The organism is Streptomyces olivaceoviridis (assembly GCF_014650115.1).
Lineage (GTDB): Bacteria > Actinomycetota > Actinomycetes > Streptomycetales > Streptomycetaceae > Streptomyces > Streptomyces olivaceoviridis.
On the sequence record NZ_BMUI01000035.1, the window covers coordinates 32,207 to 51,920 of the forward strand.

A 19,714-nucleotide genomic window follows, 5' to 3' on the forward strand; every position below is an offset into this window, starting at 1 on the left:
AGCGGGGTGTCAGGCGAATGTCACCGTTCCGTCGCAACTTCCGCCCGGCACCCGCGCGCGCGTCCCGCCCCCTCACCTGGTTACTTCACCGCGCTGCCCGCTTTCCATGCCTTCCAGCCCATGTTCCAGCCGCCGAGGCCGTTGTCGGGAGCGACGGTCTTGTCCTTGCTGTTGACCACTTCGATGACGTCCCCGACGAGGCTGCGGTCGAAGAACCAGCCCGCCGGGGTGTCCGAGCTGCCGCCCTTGACGTCCATGAGGCCCACGCAGCCGTGGCTGACGTTGACCTGGCCGGGGGCGTCCGGCGCCCAGTAGTTGCCGTGCAGGAAGGTGCCGGAGTCGGTGAGCTTCATGGCGTGCGGGACGTCGGGGATGTCGTACTCGGCGCCGAGGCCGACCGTCTGGCTGTTCATGCGGGTGACCTCCAGCATGTCCATCACCACCATCTTCCCGTTGTACGTCGGGTGCTTGGGGGCGCCCGCGGTGATGGGGACGGTGGCGAGGAGGTGTCCGTCGCGCCGGACGTCCATGGTGTGCTGGGCCACGTCGACCAGGGAGGTCTGGCTGCGGCCGACGGTGAAGGAGAACGTCTTGTCCTGGAGGCCGTAGATCCCGCGGGCGCCCTGGACGTCCCGCAGGTCCAGGTCGACGGTCACCTCGGTGCCGGGCTTCCAGTAGCGCTCCGGGCGGAAGTCCAGGCGGCCCTTGCCGAACCAGTGCGGGCGGATCTCGACCGGGGGCCGCGCGCTGACCCGGACGGCGCGCTGGACGGCGGCGCGGTCGGTGATCTCCTGGCTGAAGGAGAGCGAGACGATCATGCCGGTGCCGACGGTGGCGCGGTTCTCGGGGCTGACGTAGGCGATGAACCGCTGGTCGGGGACGTAGGTGGTGAAGGTGGTGTGCCGGGCCGAGCGGCGGCCGTGGGAGTCCAGCGCGACCGCGTCGACGGTGTACTTGGCGGCCAGCGCCAACTGGTCCTCGTCGGGGCGCCAGGTCAGCCCGTCCTCGCTGATGCGCCCCGGGACCGGCGTCTCCTGCGCGTCCTGCGACTTGACGACGGTCACCTTCTCCAGGCGCCCGCCGGGCACCCGTACCCGTAGCCGGTCACCCGGACGGACGGCCTTGCCGCCGTCGTCGGGGGTCACCCGGATGACGTCCTCGGGGGCCGGGGGCTTGCCCAGCGTCCCGCCCATGCCCAGGGGGCCCGGGCCGTCCATGGAGCAGCCCGCGAGCAGCCCCGCCCATGTCAGTACAGCGGCCAGCGCGGCCCCCGCGCGCCGTGCGCGTCCAGTTACGTGCCTCACGCGAGACCCAACGACCGGCCCGCTCCGGGGAAACGTGAGTGCGAGCCACGCGCTGGGCAGAACAGAGGGAAGGACGACACGTCGGGGGTCTCCCCGCAGGGGACCCCCGGCCCGCGTCGGAGCCGTCGGGGCGCGGCCGGACCGGGTGGCCGGGGTGCCGAGAGCGCCCCGGCCACCCGGCGCGGCCGGTCGCGCCCCTCGGGCGAGCCACTGGGAAGAGGGGCGACAGTGACGAGCGCAGCCGAGCAGCGGGCACCGGCCGGGGTGCCGGCCGCGGGAAGCGGGCAACCGGCGGCGGTGAACGGCGCCCGGCGGGCCGTACCGCCCGTCCCGGCGGTGTGGCCGGGTGCGCCGACCCCGCTGGGGGCCCGGTTCCGGACCGGCCCCGACGGGGTCGCGGGCACCAACTTCGCGCTGTGGGCGGCCGGTGCGGAGGCGGTCCGGGTCTGTCTCTTCGACGAGGGCGGCCGGGAGACGCAGCTCCCGCTGACCGAACTGACGCACGAGATCTGGCACGGCTTCGTGCCCGGTGTGATGCCGGGTCAGCGCTACGGCTACCGGGTGGACGGCCGCTGGGACCCATGGACCGGCGCCCGCTGGAACCCGGCGAAGCTGCTGCTCGACCCGTACGCGCGCGCGGTGGACGGGGAGTTCGCCTCGTCCGGGCTGTCACCGCAGGTGTACGGGCACGTGCGGGACTGGCCGGACCAGTCGGTCGCCGACACCGTGCGCGACGAGCGGGACTCGGCGCCGTACGTCCCGAAGGGGGTCGTCGTCCACGATGACGACGACTGGTCCGACGACCGGCGCCCCAAGACGCCGTGGGCCGACTCGGTGATCTACGAGCTGCACGTGCGGGGCTTCACCCGGCTGCACCCCGGCGTCCCCGAGGAACTGCGCGGCACCTACGCGGGCCTGGCGCACCCGGCCGCGATCGACCACCTCGTCAGGCTGGGCGTCACGGCCGTCGAGCTGCTGCCGGTGCACCAGTTCGCGCACGAGGACCACCTGCTGCGCCGGGGCCTGCGGAACTACTGGGGCTACAACTCCATCGGCTACTTCGCCCCGCACGCGGCCTACGCGGCCTCCGGCACCACCGGACAGCAGGTCGGCGAGTTCAAGCGGATGGTGCGCGCGCTGCACGCGGCCGGCATCGAGGTCATCCTGGACGTGGTCTACAACCACACCGCGGAGGCGGGTGAGCTGGGCCCCACGCTGTCCCTGAAGGGCATCGACAACCGCGGCTACTACCGGCTCCAGGACGACGCCCGCCGGTACGCCGACTACACCGGCTGCGGCAACACCCTGCACGTCGTACGGCCCCAGGTGCTGCGCCTGATCACCGACTCGCTGCGCTACTGGGTGACCGAGATGGGCGTGGACGGCTTCCGCTTCGACCTCGCGGCGGCGCTGGCCCGCTCGATGCACGACGTCGACATGCTCTCCCCGTTCCTGGCGGTCATCGCCCAGGACCCGGTGCTGCGCCGGGTGAAGCTGATCGCCGAGCCGTGGGACATCGGCTCCGGTGGCTACCAGGTGGGCGCGTTCCCGCCCCTGTGGACCGAGTGGAACGACCGCTACCGCAACGCGGTCCGGGACTTCTGGCGGCACGCCCTGCCCGACGTGCGCGAGATGGGCTACCGCCTCTCCGGCTCCAGCGACCTGTACGCCTGGGGCGGCCGGCGCCCCTACGCCTCCGTCAACTTCGTCACCGCGCACGACGGCTTCACCCTGCGCGACCTGGTGTCGTACGGGACCAAGCACAACGAGGCCAACGGCGAGGACAACCAGGACGGCACGAACGACAACCGCTCCTGGAACTGCGGCGCCGAGGGCGAGACCGACGACGAGGGCGTACGGGCCCTGCGCCGCAGGCAGCTGCGGAACCTGCTGACGACCCTGCTGCTGTCCACCGGTGTGCCCATGCTGGTCGCGGGCGACGAACTGGGCCGCACCCAGCGCGGCAACAACAACGCCTACTGCCAGGACAACGAGATCGGCTGGCTCGACTGGTCGCTGCTGGAGCAGCCCGGCTGGCGGGCGCTGTTCGACCTGACCTCGCGGCTGATCGCGCTGCGCCACCGGCATCCGGTCCTGCGCCGGCGGGCCTTCTTCTCCGGCCGCGCCCAGACCGCGGACGGGCTGCGCGACCTGGCCTGGTTCACCGCGCGGGGCGCCGAGATGACCGAGGGCGACTGGTACGCGCCCGCCGCCACGCTCGGCATGTACCTGTCCGGCCGGGACATCCCGGGCCGCGACGAGCGGGGCGCGCCGGTGGTGGACGACAGCTTCCTCGCCGTGCTGCACGCGGGCGAGAGGCCGACCGGTTTCGTGCTGCCCGGCCCGCCGTGGGCGCAGCGGTACGAGGTGGTCGTGGACACCTCGCTGGAGGAGCAGGAGCGGGCGCCGGGCACGGTCCACCGGGCGGGGGCGGAGATCACGGTCCCGGCGCGGGCGGTGCTGCTGCTGAGGGTGGCCTGAACCCGCGGGGAGCCGTGCGTGACGCGGATCACGCTCGCCGAGTGCAGCGCCGGCGGGGGTCCAGTGCCTTACCCCTGGTGGAGGAAGAGCCGGCGAGGACGGGGACCGTGGGATGGAGCAGACCAGGGCCGGTGAGTACGACGCGTTCGTGGCGGCCCGCTGGTCGGTGTTGTTCCATCTCGCCCGTCTGCTCACCGGCGGGGACCGGCACCGCGCCGAGGACCTGTTGCAGGAGTCCTTGGTCAAGCTGTGGTTCGTCTGGCCGAAGGTCGCCGACGAGGCGCCGGAGGCGTATGTGCGCAAGGTGCTGGCGCGGGCCGCGGCCCGGTCGGCGCGGCGGCGCTGGTGGGGCGAACGGCCGGTGGAGGAACTGCCCGAGGTGGCGGCGGCCGGCGACATGTCGGCGACCGTGGCCGAGCGGTCCCGCCTGGAGGCGGCGCTCGGCCAGCTGACGCCGCGGCAGCGGGCCGCCGTGGTGCTGCGCTACTACCAGGACCTGCCCGACCGGCAGGTCGCGGAGGTTCTGGGCTGCCCGGTGGGCACGGCCCGGTCCCATGCCGCGCGCGGGGTGGCCCGGCTCCGCGGGCTGCTGGCCGACGTCATCGAGCCGGTGGGGTGAGGGAGAACCCATGGAGCGCAGGGACCGCACGGACCACAGGGAAGACCGCACGGCTCAGCCGGACGGCGCGGATCGCTTCGAGCGGGAGCTCACGCGGCTCATGCGGCGGGCCGAGCAGCCGGTGCCGTTCGAGGTGCGGCACCGGGAGGCGCTGCGCGCGGGCGTGCGCGCCCGGCGCCGGGTGCGCACGGCGCGCCGGGCCGCCGGGTCCGTCCTGGCGGTGGCCGGGCTCGGCCTGGGCCTGTTCCTGTGGCCGCACGGCCACACCGCCGACCGGCCCACCGCCCCGCGCCCCCGGCCCGCGCTGAGCCCGGCGCCCACGCCGAGCACCTCGCCGTCGCAGCCGCCGTCCGGGACGCCGGGTCCGCCGCCGTCCACGACGACGTCGACGCCGACGGACCTGCCGTCACCGGGCTACGCCACGACCACCTCCGCCCCGCCCGCCGCCCCGGAGGGTTCGACGACCGCCACGTACCCGCCCCCGACGGCCACGGCCATCTCCGGGGAGGACAGCACCACGCCGCCGGCCACCGCGACGGCGAGCGGACCGGCCGGACCGTCGGACGACCCCTCGCCGTCGGTCGGCCCGAGCGACTAGCCGCGCCCCTTCCCCCCTCCCGCCCGCGCACGCCCTTCCGCGCGCCCTACCCACCGGAACAAACAGGTACTTACGTGACATACATCCGACCGAGCCGACCCGCCCGCCCGAGTGGGTCACCGGCCGCGGCACCCTGGCGCACCCCCGTGCCGGTGCCCCAGGAGGACCCCGTCCTGGACGTGACCGTGCCGGTGTTCAACGAGGAGAAGGACCTGGAGCCCAACGTCCGGCGGCTGCACACGCATCTGCGGGACGGCTTCCCCTACCCGTTCCGGATCACCGTCGCCGACAACGCGAGCACCGACCGGACCCCGGTCATCGCCGCCCGGCTCGCCGGCGAACTCCCGGAGGTGGTCTCGCTGCGGCTGCCCGAGAAGGGCCGCGGCCGGGCGCTGCGGGCCGCCTGGTCCGGTTCCCGGGCCCCCGTGCTGGCGTATGTCGACGTGGACCTGTCCACCGGGCTCACCGCGCTGCTGCCGCTGGTGGCCCCGCTGATCTCCGGCCACTCCGACCTGGCCATCGGCACCCGGCTGGCGCCCGGCGCCCGGGTGGTGCGCGGGACCAAGCGCGAGGTCATATCCCGCTGCTACAACGCCCTGCTGCGCTGCACGCTCGCCGTCAGCTTCTCCGACGCGCAGTGCGGGTTCAAGGCGGTCCGGCGGGAGACCGCCGAGCGGCTGCTGCCACTGGTGCGGGACGGGGAGTGGTTCTTCGACACCGAGTTGCTGGTGCTCGCCGAGCGGGCCGGCCTCAGGATCCACGAGGTGCCGGTGGACTGGGTGGACGACCCGGACAGCAGCGTCGACATCCTCGCCACCGCCCTGGCCGACCTGCGCGGGATCGTGCGGATGCGGCGCACGCTGAGCCGCCGCCGGCCGAGGCCGGTGGTCCGGTGACCACGACCCTGTCCGGCATCCGCACCCCGGCCCCCGGGCCCGCGCCCGTCTCCCGGCCGCGGGCCGCCGTCCGCCGCCTCGGGCCGGTCCTCGCCCTGTTCGGCACGCTGAAGCTGGCCGGTTTCTGCTCGTTCATGTACCTGCTGTCCTCCGCCGGGGACTACCGCACCAAGCACCCGCGGTTCGGCGGCGGCGCACACGCCTGGGACGTGCTGGCCACCTGGGACGGCTGGTGGTACCAGCAGATCGCCCTGCACGGCTACGACCCGAAGCTCGTCCCGGTCCCGGGCGCCACCGGCCTGATCACGCTGGAGGGCAACTCGGCGGCGTTCTTCCCGCTCTACCCGGCCCTGATGCGGATGACCTCGGCCGTCACCGGCCTCGGCTCCTACGGCGCCGGGCTGCTGGTCTCCATCGTCGCCTCCTTCGCCGCCGCCCTGGGCATCCACGCCGTCGCCGAGCGGTTCGGCGGCCGGCGGGCCGGGCTCGCGGCGGCCGGGCTGTGGGCGGTGTGGCCGGGCTCGGGCGTGGAGTGGGCGGTCTACTCCGACTCCCTCTACGTGGCCCTGGCCGCCTGGGCCTGCCACGCCGTCCTCACCCGCCGCTGGCTCACCGCCGGCGTCCTCGCCTTCGCGGCCGGCCTCAACCGGCCCACGGCCGCCGCGCTGATCGCCGCGCTCGGCGTGGCCGCGCTGCTGTCCCTGCGCCGCCGGGAGGACGGCGCCCTGCGCCCGCTGCTGGCCACGGCCCTCGCCCCGCTGGGACTGCTCGGCTATCTGCTCTGGGTCGGCGACCGCATGGGCGACCTGGGCGGCTACTTCGCGCTCCAGTCGGGCGCCTGGGCGCACAGCTTCGACTACGGCGAACAGACCCTGGACGTCCTGACGTCCGTACCCGTGGGCAAGTTCGACTACCTCTTCGCCTACCCCTTCGCGGACGTCATCTCCGTCGGGGTCATCCTGCTCGCCTGCGCGCTGCTGCCGTTGCTGCTGCGGCTGCGCCCGCCGGCGGTGCTGGTCGTGTACACCGTCCTCACCCTGGTCCTGGTGCTCGGCAGCCAGCAGATCGTCGCCAACATCTCCCGCTACCTGCTGCCCTGCTTCCCGCTGTTCCTGCCGCTCGCGGTGGCGATGCGCCGGCTGAGCCTGCCCGTGCAGTGCACGCTGCTGGGCATCGCGGCCCTGGCGTCCGGCTCGTACGCCGGCTACGCGCTCTTCGAGCTGGGAGTGCCGTGATCCCGTCCGCCGGCCGGCGACGGCCGGGGCTGTGACGACGAGCCGGTCGGTCCCAGGAAACGCCACGACGGCCGCCACGAACCGGTCGGCGTCGTCGCGCCACGGGTAGTGCCCGGCGCCGGGCCGGACGACGAACTCGGCGGCCGGGAAGAGGCCCGCGAACTCGGCCGTGGTGCGGGGAGGGCTCCCGGGTCGAACTCGCCGGACAGGAGGAGGACGGGCCGTGCGAACCGGGCCGGCGCGGCGCGGGTGGCCGCCGGGGCGAAGGCGGCGACGATCTCCGGGTTCATCCGCTCGTCCTCGATGGCCTGACGGGCCTCGGCCGCCGCGTCCCAGCGGCCGTGGGAGAACGGTGCGACGGCCTTCCAGCGGTCGGGGGTGGCCTCGCCCGCCACGATCGTCTCCAGGGCCGCGAACGCCTCCGGGAACCACGGCTCCTCCCGGCGCAGCCGCGCGGTGCGCAGCCGGAGGTCACCGGTGATCGTGAGGCCGACGGCCCGGACGCTCGGGGTGACCAGCACGAGCCTGCCGACGCCGTCCGGGCGGCGGCTCGCGCAGAGCACGGCCGGATTCGCGGCGGCGCAGTGCGCGAGCAGGTCCATCCGGTCCACGCCCAGGTGTGCACCCAGGGCCTCGACGTCGTCGACCAGCCGGCCGCAACGGCAGGAGGCGGTGTCCCGCGGTGTCGCGGACCGGCCGGTGCCCCGCAGGTCCAGCCTGATCACCCGCCGGTGCGCGGTCAGCCCGCCGAGGCCGGCGAGGTAGGCGGAATCCGTCGGCCTCCGGGCAGACACACCGGCGGGGGGCCGTCCCCGGCCGCGTGGTGGGCGAGCCGGGTCCCGTCGTACGCCGCGGAGGCAGGCATGGCCGGGAGCCTGTCAGCGGCGTACCGGCGAAACCGGGTTCCGGCAGGCGCCCGGACGCCGCGCGGGTCAGGCCAGGCTGTCCCGCCATGCCTGGTGGAGGTCGGCGAACCGGCCCGTGCCGCCGATGAGTTCGTCGGGGTGGCCGTCCTCGACGATCCGGCCGTGTTCCATCACCAGCACCCGGTCGGCGATCTCCACCGTGGAGAGCCGGTGCGCGATCACCACGGCGGTACGGCCCCGCAGGACCGTCGCCATCGCCCGCTGCACCGCCCGCTCCCCCGGGATGTCCAGCGAACTGGTCGCCTCGTCCAGGATCAGCACGGCCGGGTCGGCGAGCAACGCGCGGGCGAAGGCGACCAGTTGGCGCTGCCCGGCGGAGATCCGGCCGCCGCGCTTGCGGACGTCGGTGTCGTAGCCGTCGGGCAGGGCGCTGATGAACTCGTGCGCGCCGATCGCCTTCGCGGCCCGCTCGATCTCCTCCCGGGTGGCCTCGGGCCGGCCGAGGGCGATGTTGTCGGCGACCGTGCCGGAGAACAGGAACGCCTCCTGCGTCACCATGACCACCCCGCGCCGCAGTTCGGGCATCGGCAGCTCGCGCAGGTCCACGCCGTCCAGCAGCACGCGCCCGGCGGAGGGGTCGTAGAACCGGGCGAGCAGCTTGGCCAGGGTGGACTTGCCCGCGCCGGTGGAGCCGACGACCGCGACCGTCTGCCCGGCGGGCAGGGTGAGGTCGAAGCGGGGCAGCACCTCGCCGCCGGTGCGGTAGCCGAACCGGACGCCGTCGAAGACGACCTCGCGTCCCGGGAACTCGGTCTTCCGCGGCGGCAGTTCGCGCGGGCGCTCCGGCTCCGGCACGGACGGCGTCTGCGCCAGCAGTCCGGCGATCTTCTCCAGGGAGGCGGCGGCCGACTGGTAGGAGTTCAGGAACATGCCGAGCCGGTCGATGGGGTCGTACAGCCGGCGCAGGTACAGCACGGCCGCCGCCAGCACACCCAGCTCCAGCGAGCCGGCCGCCACCCGGTGGGCACCCCAGAGCACGATCCCGGCGACCGCGGTGTTGGCCACCAGCCGGGAGCCGACCACATAGCGGGCCATCTCCAGCAGGGAGTCGCCGTTCGTGCGTTCGTGCCGCGTGTTCAGCACGGCGAACTCGGCGTCGTTCGCGGCCTCGCGGCGGAAGGCGCGCACCGGCCGGATGCCGTTCATCGTCTCCACGAACTTCACGATCACCGCCGCGATGGCCGTGGACCGCGCCCCGTACACCCGTGCCGCCCGCCCGCGGTAGAGCCGGACGAGCAGGTACAGCGGCAGGAAGGACGCCACCGCCACCGCGCCGAGGCCGGGGTCGAGCCAGAGCAGCGTCGCCGAGATGTAGACGAAGGACAGGATGACGGTCACCAGCTCCTGGAGCCCCTCGTCGAGGAGTTCGCGCAGCGACTCGACGTCCGTGGTGGAGCGGGAGATGAGCCGGCCCGAGGTGTACCGCTCGTGGAAGTCGACGCTCAGCGCCTGCGCGTGCCGGAAGATCCGCCCGCGCAGGTCCAGCAGCACGTCCTGGCTGACCCGGGCGGAGGTCTCGATGAACGCGAACTGGAGCGCACCGGAGGCGAGCGCGCACAGCAGATAGCCGGCGGCGACCGCGAACAGCGGTCCGTTCCGGTCGTCCCGGAACGCGGGTACGGCGGTGTCGATGGCGTACGCCACCAGCAGCGGGCCCGCCTGCACCGCCGCCTGCTGGAGCAGCAGCAGGAGCGTGGTGAGCGCGACCCGGGCCTTCATGGGCGCGAGCAGCGAGCGCAGCAGGGCGGCGGTGGCGCCGGGCGGGCTGGGCAGGACGTCCCGGTCGAACTGGTCACCCGGGCCGCCCGGGTCGCCCGCGTCCCGGGAGCGGGCCGGGCCGTCGCTGTCGTCGTCGCTGACGGCGGGGGTGGAGGGGGTCGTGGTGGTCAACGGGAGTCCTCCTGTTCCCCGGACATCAGATGGGCGTACTCGGCGTTCTCGCGCAGCAGTTGCTGGTGGGTGCCGACGGCGGCGATCCGGCCGCCCGAGAGCAGGGCGACGCGGTCGGCGAGCAGCACGGTGGACGGGCGGTGGGCCACGATCAGCGCGGTGGTGTCGGCGAGCACCCGGCGCAGCGCGGCCTCCACGGCGGCCTCCGTGTGCACGTCCAGGGCGGACAGCGGGTCGTCCAGCACCAGGAACTCGGGCCGGCCGACCACCGCGCGGGCCAGCGCGAGGCGCTGCCGCTGGCCGCCGGACAGGCTGAGGCCCTGCTCGCCGACGCGGGTGTCGGTGCCCTGCGGCAGCGCGTGCGCGAAGTCGGCCTGGGCGATGGCGAGGGCCCGGTCGAGTTCCGGCTTCCCCGCGGCGTCCCGGGCGCCCATGAGCACGTTCTCACCGACGCTGGCGGAGAACAGCGTGGGTTCCTCGAAGGCCACGGCGACTCTGCCGCGCAGTTCCTCGCGGGACATGGTGGTGATGTCGACGCCGTTGAGCGTGATCCGCCCGGAGGTCACCTCGTGCAGCCGTGGGACGAGCGCGGTGAGGGTGGTCTTCCCGCTGCCGGTGGCCCCGACGAGGGCCATGGACTCGCCGGGGCGGATGTGCAGGTCGACGGCGGTGAGCAGGGGCGGGGAGCCGGGGGGCGCGTCGGGGTAGCGGAACGTCACGTTCTCGAACCGGAGTCCCTGCGCGGCGGCGCGGTGCGCGGCGTCCCGCGCCTGCGGGCGAGGGTCCACGCCCCCGTCCCCGTCCAGTTGGTCCTCCGGCAGCTCGTCCATCACCTCGAAGTACCGCTCCGTGGCGGTCGCCGCCTCCTGACTCATCGCCAGCAGGAACCCGATCGAGTCCACGGGCCAGCGCAGGGCGAGCGCCGTGCTCAGGAAGGCCACCAAGGTCCCGGCGGACAGCTCCCCGTCGGCCACCCGCAGCACCCCCAGCACCAGCGCCGCCCCGATCGCCACCTCCGGCAGCGTCACGATGACGGCCCAGATCGTGGCCAGCAGCCGCGCCTTGCGCAGCTCCGTCCCCCGGAGCCGGCCGGAGAGTTCACGGAAGGCGCGCGCCTGGCTGCGGTGGCGGCCGAAGCCCTTGATGACGCGGATGCCGAGCACACTCTCCTCGACCACCGTCGTCAGGTCGCCGATCTGGTCCTGGGCGCGCCGCGCCACCCGCGCGTACCGCCGTTCGAAGACCACGCACGTCCACATCACGGGGACGGCGGGGCCGAGGATGACCAGTCCCAGCACCCAGTCCTGGAGCAGCATGATGACCAGGCCGACGAGGATGGTGACGCCGTTGACGAGGAGGAACGTCAGCGGGAAGGCGAGGAACATGCGCAGCAGCATCAGGTCGGTGGTGGCGCGCGAGAGCAGCTGACCGGACGCCCAGCGGTCGTGGAAGGCCACCGGCAGCCGTTGCAGACGCCGGTACAGGCCGGCGCGCATCTCCGCCTCGACGTGCGACAGCGGCCGGGCCACGAGCCAGCGCCGTATGCCGAACAGGACCGCCTCGGCGATGCCGAGCAGGAGCAGGTACAGCGCGCCGAGCCATACGCCCGCCGGGTCGCGGTCGGCGACGGGCCCGTCGACCATCCACTTCAGGACGAGCGGGATCACCAGCCCCGTGCAGGAGGCGACGACCGCGACGAACGCGGCGGTGAGCAGCCGGGCGCGCACGGGACGGACGTACGGCCACAGCCTGAGCAGGGTGCGTACGGCGGAACGGTCGGTGGTTTCACGTGTCGTGGGCATCAACCGCGAGCGTACGGACCACCACTGACAACGCCCACCGAGTTTCGGCCCGACCCCGGCCGGGCTTCGTTCCGGGTTCCGCCGGACGGGGCGCCTCGGGGAAGATGGCCGGGCGCGCGCCGAGGGGGCGGGGCGGGCGGATCGGGGGATGGATGATCGACGCGTACGAGGATCCGGGCACGCCCGACACCCGCGGCGGCTGGCGGTTCCTGTGGTGGCTGGTGCGGTGTCAGCCGGGGCGTTCGGTGGCCGGGGCGCTGCTGGGCAGTACCTGGATGGTGCTGCTGGCCGCACAGCCGTACCTGATGGCGCGGGCCGTGGACGACGGGCTGCTGCCGGGGCGGCTCGGAGTGCTCGCCGGGTGGACCGGGGCGATGTTCGTCGTCGGGGCGCTGAACGCCTGGGTGAGCATCCTGCGGCACCGGGTGATGACGCGGGTCCGGATGGACGCCAACTTCCGCACGGTCAAGGTGGTCGTGGGGCATGTGGTGCGGCTGGGGGCCGCGCTGCCGCGCCGGGCCGGGGCCGGTGAGGTCGTCACCATCGGGGTCGGGGACGTGCAGACCCTGGCGTCGGCGCTGACCGTGGTGGGACCGGGGGTCGGCTCGCTCGTGGTCTACGGGGTGGTGGCCGGGCTGCTGCTGGCGATCTCCGCGCCGCTGGCCGCGGTGGTGCTGCTCGGGGTGCCGGTGATCGCGCTGCTCACCGGGCCGCCGGCGCTGCGGCTCCAGCGGGCGGAGAGCGGATACCGCGAGCTCCAGGGGGTGCTCACCGCGCGCATCGGCGACCTCGCGGGCGGGTTGCGCGTCCTCAACGGGCTGGGCGGCAAGGGGCTGGTCGCGGACGCGTTCCGGAACGACTCGCGGCGGTTGCGGGCGCAGGGGTACCGGGTGGGCGCCGTGGCCAGCTGGGTGCAGGCGCTCGGGGTGGGGCTGCCGACCCTGTTCCTCGCCGTGGTGACCTGGCTGGCGGCCCGGCTCACCGCGCAGGGCTCCATGTCGGTGGGCGAGTTGGTCTCGGTCTACGGCTATGTGGCGGTGCTCGTCGGACCGGTCGCCTTCTTCATCCAGATGGCGTACGACCTCAACCGGGGCGTGGTCGCCGCGCGCCGGGCGGTACGGCTGCTGCGGCTGGAACCGGAACCGGACACCGGCACCCTGCCGGCGCCCGCCGGACCGGCCGAGCTGCACGACCCGGCGTCCGGGGTGCGGGTGGTGCCGGGCCGGCTGACCGCACTGGCCGCCGCCCGGCCCGCCGAGGCCGCCGCCGTGGTCGACCGGCTCGGCCGGTACGGGCCCACCGACGCCACCTGGGGCGGGGTACGGCTCGACGCGGTCCCGCTGGCGGACGTACGGCGGCGCCTGCTGGTCGCGGACAACGAGGCGGACCTGTTCGCCGGGCCGCTGCGGGAGGTGCTGGCCGCCGCGCACCCGGCCGACGGGGCGGCGCTGCGCCGGGCGGTGTACGCGGCGGCGGCCGAGGACGTGGTCCGGGGCCTGCCGGGCGGCCTGGACTCGGCGGTGGCCGGGCAGGGGCGCAGCCTCTCCGGCGGACAGCGGCAACGCGTGCGCCTCGCCCGGGCGCTGCTGGCCGACCCCGAGGTGCTGCTCGCCGTGGAACCGACCTCGGCCCTGGACGCCCACACGGAGGCGGCGGTCGCCGACCGGCTCCGGGCGGCACGGGAGGGCCGCACCACGCTGGTGACGACGACGTCCCCGCTGGTCCTGGCCCGGGCGGACACGGTCGTGTTCCTGGCCGACGGCAAGGTCGCGGCGACCGGGTCGCACCCGTGCCTGCTGGCGCGGGAACCGGCGTACCGGGCGCTGGTCGCGCGGGACGGCGGGGAGACGGGGGACGCGACGGACCCGGCGGCCTCCGCGACCACGGCAGGCGCGACGACCCCACCCGCGCAGGAGCCCCCGCATGGCCTCCGGTGATGCCCTGCTGCCCGTCGCCGACCGGGCGGCCGTGCGGCGGGCCACGGTGCGGCTGGTGTCGGCCGACCGGTGGGCGTTCGCCGGGGCACTGGGGCTGAACGCGCTGGCCGCCGCGGCGGGGCTGGCGGGGCCCTGGCTGGTGGGCCGGATCGTCGACGAGGTGCGGGCCGGGCACGGGGTCGGCGCGGTGGACCGGCTGGCGTCCTGGATCGTGGTGTGCGCGCTGGCGCAGACCCTGCTGGCCCGCTGCGCGCGGTACGTCGGGCACCGGTTCGGGGAGCGCGCGCTGGCCCGGGTCCGCGAGGAGTACGTCGAGCGAGTGCTGGCGCTGCCCGCCTCCGTGGTCGAGCGGGCCGGCACCGGCGATCTGACCGCGCGGGGCACGGCGGACGTGGCGACCGTCGGCACGACCCTGCGGGACGTCGGCCCCGAGCTGCTGGTCAACGCCGTGCAGGCGGTCTTCGTGCTGGGCGCGGTGTTCGCGCTCGACCCCCTGCTGGGGGCGTTCGGCCTGCTCGGTCTCACCCCGATCCGGCTGGCGCTGCGCTGGTACCTGCGGCGCGCCCGGGACGGCTATCTCGCCGAGGGGGCGGCGACCTCGCGGGTCGCGGAGATCGTCGCGGCGACGGCGGCCGGCGCGCGGACCGTGGAGGCGCTCGGGCTGCGGGAACGGCGGATCGCGGCGAGCCGGGACGCGCTGGAGGCGTCCCGCCGTACCCGTCTGTACACCCTGCGCCTGCGGTCGGTGTTCTTCCCGGCGGTCGAGGTGACGTACACCGTCCCCGTGGTCGGTGTGCTGCTCCTCGGCGGCTGGCTGCACGCCCGGGGGGCGGTCGGGGTGGGCGCGGTGGTGGCGGCGGCGCTGTACCTGCGGCAGTTCACCGAACCGCTGGACCAGATTCTGATGCGGGTGGAGCAACTACAGAGCAGCGGGGCCTCGTTCGCACGCGTGGAGGGGCTGGCGCAGGCGCCCCGGGGCGGGGGCGAGGGCGCGTCCGCGGTGCCGGCGGACGACCGGATCGAGGTGCGCGGGGTGCGGTACGCGTACGAGCGCGGCGGCGAGGTGCTGGGCGGGGTGGACCTGACGGTACGGCCCGGGGAGCGGCTCGCCGTGGTGGGGCCGTCCGGCGCCGGGAAGACCACCCTGAGCCGGCTGCTCGCGGGCGTCGACCGGCCCGGTTCCGGCACGGTGACGGTGGGCGGGGTGCCGGTGGCCGGGCTGGCACCGGAGCTGCTGCGCCGGCAGGTGGTGCTGGTCACCCAGGAGCACCACGTCTTCCTGGGGACCGTGCGGGACAACCTCCTCATCGCCGAACCCGGCGCCGCCGACGACGCCTTGTGGTCGGCGCTCGCGGCCGTGGGTGCCGAGGACTGGGTGCGGGGCCTGCCGGACGGGCTCGACACCCGGCTGGGCGAGGGCGGCCGGCCGACGGACGGTTCGCAGGCCCAGCAACTGGCCCTCGCGCGCGTGGTCCTGGCCGACCCGCACACGCTGATCCTCGACGAGGCAACGGCCCTGCTGGATCCGGCCACCGCCCGGCACACCGAGCGCGCCCTCGCCGCGGTACTCGAGGGCCGTACGGTCATCGCCATCGCGCACCGCCTGCACACGGCGCACGACGCGGACCGGGTGGCGGTGATGGAGGGCGGCCGGGTGACCGAACTGGGCACGCACGAGGAGCTGGTGGCGGCGGGCGGTGCGTACGCGGCGCTGTGGCGGGCGTGGCACGGGCGGGCGCCCGGGGGGTGATCCGCCGGGGCGCCCCGAGCGGTGATCCGGCGCCCCGAGCGGTGGTCCGCTGCCCCGAACGGTGGACCGCCCGCCCAACAGTCCGCATACCGAACTTGAACATCCGGTCAACGAACCATTTCCGGCCAAGTTAGTGACGCGGTCCTGACAAGTGGTGAGATCACCTGCCACTCTTCCCTGGCCGACTCACAGCAACCCCACAGTTTCCGCACTTCTGTGTGAGCGGCTCCGCACCTGCACGTGGCTTTCGCGTAACGCCTTGTTCTGCCCGGATGCCCCAACCCACCGTCCGGTCTCCCCGGCCGCGCGACCCGCGGTCACGCAGAAGGAGTCAGTGTGAGAAGCAATTCCTCTCGCGGACACACCTCCCACACCTCGCACCGCCACACCGCGCACCGCCGCACCGCCACCGTCGCCCTCGCCGGTGTCGCCGCCCTGATCGCCGCCGCCGTCCAGTCCGGCGCGGCCACCGCCGCGCCGGCGGCACCGCGGGCCGGCCAGGCCCACGCGGCGGTCGGGCTCACACCCGCGCAGCGCGCCGAGCTGATACGCCACGCCGCCGCCGGCACGGCCGCCGCCGCCCGGCAGATCGGCCTCGGCGCCCAGGAGAAGCTGGTCGTCAAGGACGTCGTCAAGGACGCCGACGGCACGCTGCACACCCGTTACGAGCGCACGTACGGGGGTCTGCCGGTACTCGGCGGGGACCTGGTGGTGACCACCGCCAGGTCGGGCAAGACCATGGACGTGATCCGGGCCACCGGCGCCACGCTCAAGGTCGCCGGACTCACCCCGGCCGTGTCGAAGGCCGCCGCCGAGAAGCAGGCCGTCCAGCGGGCGAAGGCGCTCGGCGGGACCAGGTCGGCCGCGGACAGCGTCCGCAAGGTGATCTGGGCGGCGAGCGGCAAGCCCGTGCTGGCGTACGAGACGGTCGTCGGCGGCCTCCAGGACGACGGCACCCCGAACCAGCTGCACGTCGTCACGGACGCGGCCACCGGCAAGAAGCTCTTCGAGTACCAGGGCGTCAGGAACGGCATCGGCAACACCCAGTACAGCGGACAGGTCACGCTGACCACGACCCAGTCGGGCTCGGCGTACACGCTCACCGACGGGGCGCGCGGGGGCCACAAGACGTACAACCTGAACCGGGGCACCTCCGGCACCGGCACCCTGTTCTCGCAGACCAGCGACACCTGGGGCAACGGGACCACGTCGAACGCGGCCACCGCGGGCGCGGACGCCCACTACGGCGCCGCGGTCACCTGGGACTTCTACAAGAGCGCGTTCGGTCGCAGCGGCATCAGGAACGACGGCGTCGGCGCCTACTCCCGCGTGCACTACGGCAACGCCTACGTGAACGCGTTCTGGGACGACAGCTGCTTCTGCATGACCTACGGCGACGGCTCCGGCAACGCCAAGCCGCTGACCGCGATCGACGTCGCCGGCCACGAGATGAGCCACGGCGTCACCTCCAACACCGCGAACCTGAACTACAGCGGGGAGTCCGGCGGCCTGAACGAGGCGACCAGCGACATCATGGGCACCGGCGTGGAGTTCTACGCCAACAACTCCTCCGACGTCGGCGACTACCTCATCGGCGAGAAGATCGACATCAACGGTAACGGCACCCCGCTGCGCTACATGGACAAGCCCAGCAAGGACGGCGCGTCCAAGGACAGCTGGTACTCGGGCATCGGCGGCGTCGACGTGCACTACTCGTCCGGCCCCGCGAACCACTTCTTCTACCTGCTCAGCGAGGGCAGCGGCGCCAAGGTGGTCAACGGCGTCAGCTACAACTCGCCGACGTCGGACGGGCTTCCCGTCACCGGCATCGGCCGGGACAAGGCGCTCCAGATCTGGTACCGGGCGCTGACCACCAAGTGGACGTCCACGACCAACTACGCGGGCGCCCGCACCGGCACGCTCGCGGCGGCCGGCGAGCTGTACGGCACCACCAGCGCCGAGTACAAGGCGGTGCAGGACGCCTGGGCGGGCGTCGGGGTCGGCTCGCGCTCCGGTGGCGGGGGCGGCGGCGGTACGTCGTACGAGAGCACCACGCCGGTGCCGGTGCCGGACAACGGCGCCGCCGTCACGTCGGACATCAGTGTCTCCGGCCGCAGCGGGAACGCGCCGAGCAACCTCCAGGTGAGCGTCGACATCACCCACACCTGGCGCGGCGACCTGGTGATCGACCTCGTCGGCCCGTCGGGCACCGCCTACCGGCTGAAGAACTTCAGCTCCTCGGACTCGGCGGACGACGTGAACGAGACCTACACGGTCAACACCTCGGCGGAATCGGCCAACGGCACCTGGAAGTTGCGGGTGCAGGATCAGGCCACCTACGACACCGGAACACTCAACGGCTGGAAGCTGACCTTCCCGTAAACCGCACGCCACGGGCCCGGGACCACGGGGCTGTCCGGGGGCCGAGGCCCTCGGACAGCACCCGGTTCATCTGCCTGCAATGTTTCTCAGACAGTTGATTTTCAGCCAACATCACGTCAGGGGCCTGACATGTACGCGTCCTTGATGTCACTCTCTCTCCACCCGCCGCAGCAGCACAGCAACTTCACAACGCCACACATTCCGGCCAGTAACCCCACACTGCCCGGACTCCCCCACGAGAAGGAGCTTCTGTGAGCCCCCTCTACGCGCGTCACAAGCGCACCACTCTCGCCATCGCCACCGCCGTCGCCGCCGGAGCCCTGCTCGCCACCGGTGTCACCACCAGTGCCACCGCCCAGCCCGCGGCCAAGCCGCTCGCCTCCGCCCCGACCGCGCTGTCCGCCGCTGCGCGCACCACCCTGATCCAGCAGGCCCAGGCCGACGCGGCCGGCACCGCCCGGCAGATAGGCCTCGGCACCCAGGAGAAGCTGGTCGTCAAGGACGTCGTCAAGGACGTCGACGGCACCGTCCACACCCGCTACGAGCGCACCTACGCGGGCCTGCCGGTGCTCGGCGGCGACCTGATCGTCCACACGGCCAAGTCCGGCAAGACCCAGGGCGTCACCAAGGCGACCAAGTCGGCCATCAAGGTGGCCTCGCTCAAGCCGCAGATCACCGCCGCCAAGGCCGAGAAGCAGGCGGTGTCCGCCGCCAGGACGCTGGGCTCCGCCAAGGCCACCGCGGACGGCGCCCGCAAGGTGATCTGGGCCGGCTCCGGCAAGCCCGTCCTCGCCTACGAGACCGTCGTCGGCGGCCTCCAGGACGACGGCACCCCGAACCAGCTGCACGTCATCACCGACGCGGCCACCGGCAAGAAGCTCTACGAGTACCAGGGCGTCGAGACCGCGACCGGCAAGACGCTGTACTCCGGCACGGTCACGCTCAACTCCGTGCAGTCGGGCTCGACCTACCAGCTCACCGACAGCGCGCGGGGCAACCACAAGACCTACAACCTGGCCCGCAAGACGTCCGGCACGGGCACCCTGGTGGCCAGCTCCACCAACGTCTTCGGCACCGGTACCGCCTCCAGCTCCTCCTCCGACCAGACCGCGGCCGCCGACGCCGCCTACGGCGCGGCCGAGACCTGGGACTTCTACAAGAGCACCTTCGGCCGCAACGGCATCAAGAACAACGGTGTCGGCGCCTACTCCCGCGTGCACTACGGCAACGCCTACGTGAACGCGTTCTGGGACGACAGCTGCTTCTGCATGACCTACGGCGACGGCTCCGGCAACGTCGACCCGCTGACCTCGCTGGACGTGGCCGGCCACGAGATGAGCCACGGCGTCACCTCCAACACCGCCGGCCTGAACTACAGCGGTGAGTCCGGCGGCCTGAACGAGGCCACCTCCGACATCTTCGGCACGGGCGTGGAGTTCTACGCCAACAACTCCTCCGACGTCGGTGACTACCTCATCGGCGAGAAGATCGACATCAACGGCGACGGCACCCCGCTGCGCTACATGGACAAGCCCAGCAAGGACGGCGCCTCGGCCGACTACTGGTCCTCGTCCGTCGGCAGCAAGGACGTGCACTACTCGTCCGGCGTCGCGAACCACTTCTTCTACCTGCTGTCCGAGGGCAGCGGTTCGAAGACCATCAACGGCGTGACCTACAACTCGCCGACCTACAACGGCGCAGCGGTCACCGGCATCGGCCGCGCCAAGGCGCTCCAGATCTGGTACAAGGCGCTGACCACGTACATGACGTCGACGACCAACTACAAGGCCGCCCGCACGGCGACCCTGAACGCGGCGTCCGCGCTGTACGGCTCCGGCAGCGCCGAGTACAACGCGGTCGCGGCGGCCTGGACGGCGGTCAACGTCAGCTAGTC

Annotated in this window: 11 protein-coding genes and 2 pseudogenes; 9 read left to right on the top strand and 4 right to left on the bottom strand. The window is 73.6% G+C overall.

The window, feature by feature from the left end; translation table 11 throughout:
• Window positions 1–80: 80 nt before the first annotated feature.
• Entirely contained in the window at window positions 81–1,304 is a 1,224-nt protein-coding gene (locus tag IE273_RS37725) for a L,D-transpeptidase (RefSeq protein WP_189819637.1), read from the bottom strand.
• A gap of 228 nt (window positions 1,305–1,532) precedes the next feature.
• Here IE273_RS37725 and glgX point away from each other — a divergent pair, with 228 nt between their 5' ends.
• The 5 genes and pseudogenes from glgX (at window position 1,533) to IE273_RS37750 (ending at window position 7,133) form a co-directional block, all read left to right on the top strand.
• Entirely contained in the window at window positions 1,533–3,785 is a 2,253-nt protein-coding gene (gene glgX, locus IE273_RS37730) for a glycogen debranching protein GlgX (protein WP_189819638.1), read from the top strand.
• Window positions 3,786–3,897: 112 nt separating this feature from the next.
• On the top strand, window positions 3,898–4,404 hold the full coding sequence (locus IE273_RS37735; protein ID WP_189819639.1) for a SigE family RNA polymerase sigma factor: 507 nt from the start codon (window positions 3,898–3,900) through the stop codon (window positions 4,402–4,404).
• A gap of 10 nt (window positions 4,405–4,414) precedes the next feature.
• A complete protein-coding gene (locus tag IE273_RS37740; RefSeq protein ID WP_189819640.1) occupies window positions 4,415–5,002 on the top strand; it encodes a hypothetical protein in 588 nt (195 codons plus the stop codon).
• 146 nt (window positions 5,003–5,148) lie between these two features.
• Window positions 5,149–5,871 (top strand): annotated as a pseudogene (locus IE273_RS37745) (dolichyl-phosphate beta-glucosyltransferase); the annotation flags it as partial.
• A 23-nt stretch (window positions 5,872–5,894) separates the two neighbouring features.
• Window positions 5,895–7,133 carry a putative hexosyltransferase gene (locus IE273_RS37750; RefSeq protein WP_189819642.1) on the top strand — a complete coding sequence of 413 codons (1,239 nt, stop codon included), beginning with the start codon at window positions 5,895–5,897 and terminating at the stop codon, window positions 7,131–7,133.
• A 51-nt stretch (window positions 7,134–7,184) separates the two neighbouring features.
• On the opposite strand, the pseudogene IE273_RS37755 reads toward IE273_RS37750, so the two are convergent.
• The 3 genes and pseudogenes from IE273_RS37755 to IE273_RS37765 all read right to left on the bottom strand — a co-directional run.
• Window positions 7,185–7,998, bottom strand: a pseudogene (locus IE273_RS37755) (alpha/beta fold hydrolase); the annotation flags it as partial.
• Between the two features lie 67 nt (window positions 7,999–8,065).
• Window positions 8,066–9,949, bottom strand: coding sequence for an ABC transporter ATP-binding protein (locus IE273_RS37760; protein WP_189819643.1), 1,884 nt, complete (start codon window positions 9,947–9,949; stop codon window positions 8,066–8,068).
• Window positions 9,946–11,751: an ABC transporter ATP-binding protein gene (locus tag IE273_RS37765; protein WP_189819644.1), complete on the bottom strand. Its 1,806-nt coding sequence runs from the start codon at window positions 11,749–11,751 to the stop codon at window positions 9,946–9,948. Before IE273_RS37765 ends, IE273_RS37760 begins: the two co-directional genes overlap by 4 nt.
• 152 nt (window positions 11,752–11,903) lie before the next feature.
• On the opposite strand from IE273_RS37765, the gene IE273_RS37770 reads away from it, so the two are divergent.
• The 4 genes from IE273_RS37770 to IE273_RS37785 all read left to right on the top strand — a co-directional run bounded on the left by IE273_RS37770 (window position 11,904) and on the right by IE273_RS37785 (window position 19,712).
• Window positions 11,904–13,688 carry an ABC transporter transmembrane domain-containing protein gene (locus IE273_RS37770; protein WP_189819645.1) on the top strand — a complete coding sequence of 595 codons (1,785 nt, stop codon included), beginning with the start codon at window positions 11,904–11,906 and terminating at the stop codon, window positions 13,686–13,688.
• Window positions 13,675–15,438, top strand: coding sequence for an ABC transporter ATP-binding protein (locus tag IE273_RS37775; protein ID WP_189819646.1), 1,764 nt, complete (start codon window positions 13,675–13,677; stop codon window positions 15,436–15,438). Before IE273_RS37770 ends, IE273_RS37775 begins: the two co-directional genes overlap by 14 nt.
• Window positions 15,439–15,774: 336 nt before the next feature.
• Window positions 15,775–17,820: a M4 family metallopeptidase gene (locus IE273_RS37780; RefSeq protein ID WP_189819647.1), complete on the top strand. Its 2,046-nt coding sequence runs from the start codon at window positions 15,775–15,777 to the stop codon at window positions 17,818–17,820.
• Between the two features lie 251 nt (window positions 17,821–18,071).
• Complete coding sequence (locus tag IE273_RS37785; protein ID WP_189819648.1) at window positions 18,072–19,712, top strand: M4 family metallopeptidase; 1,641 nt, start codon at window positions 18,072–18,074, stop codon at window positions 19,710–19,712.
• The last annotated feature ends 2 nt before the right edge of the window (window positions 19,713–19,714 follow it).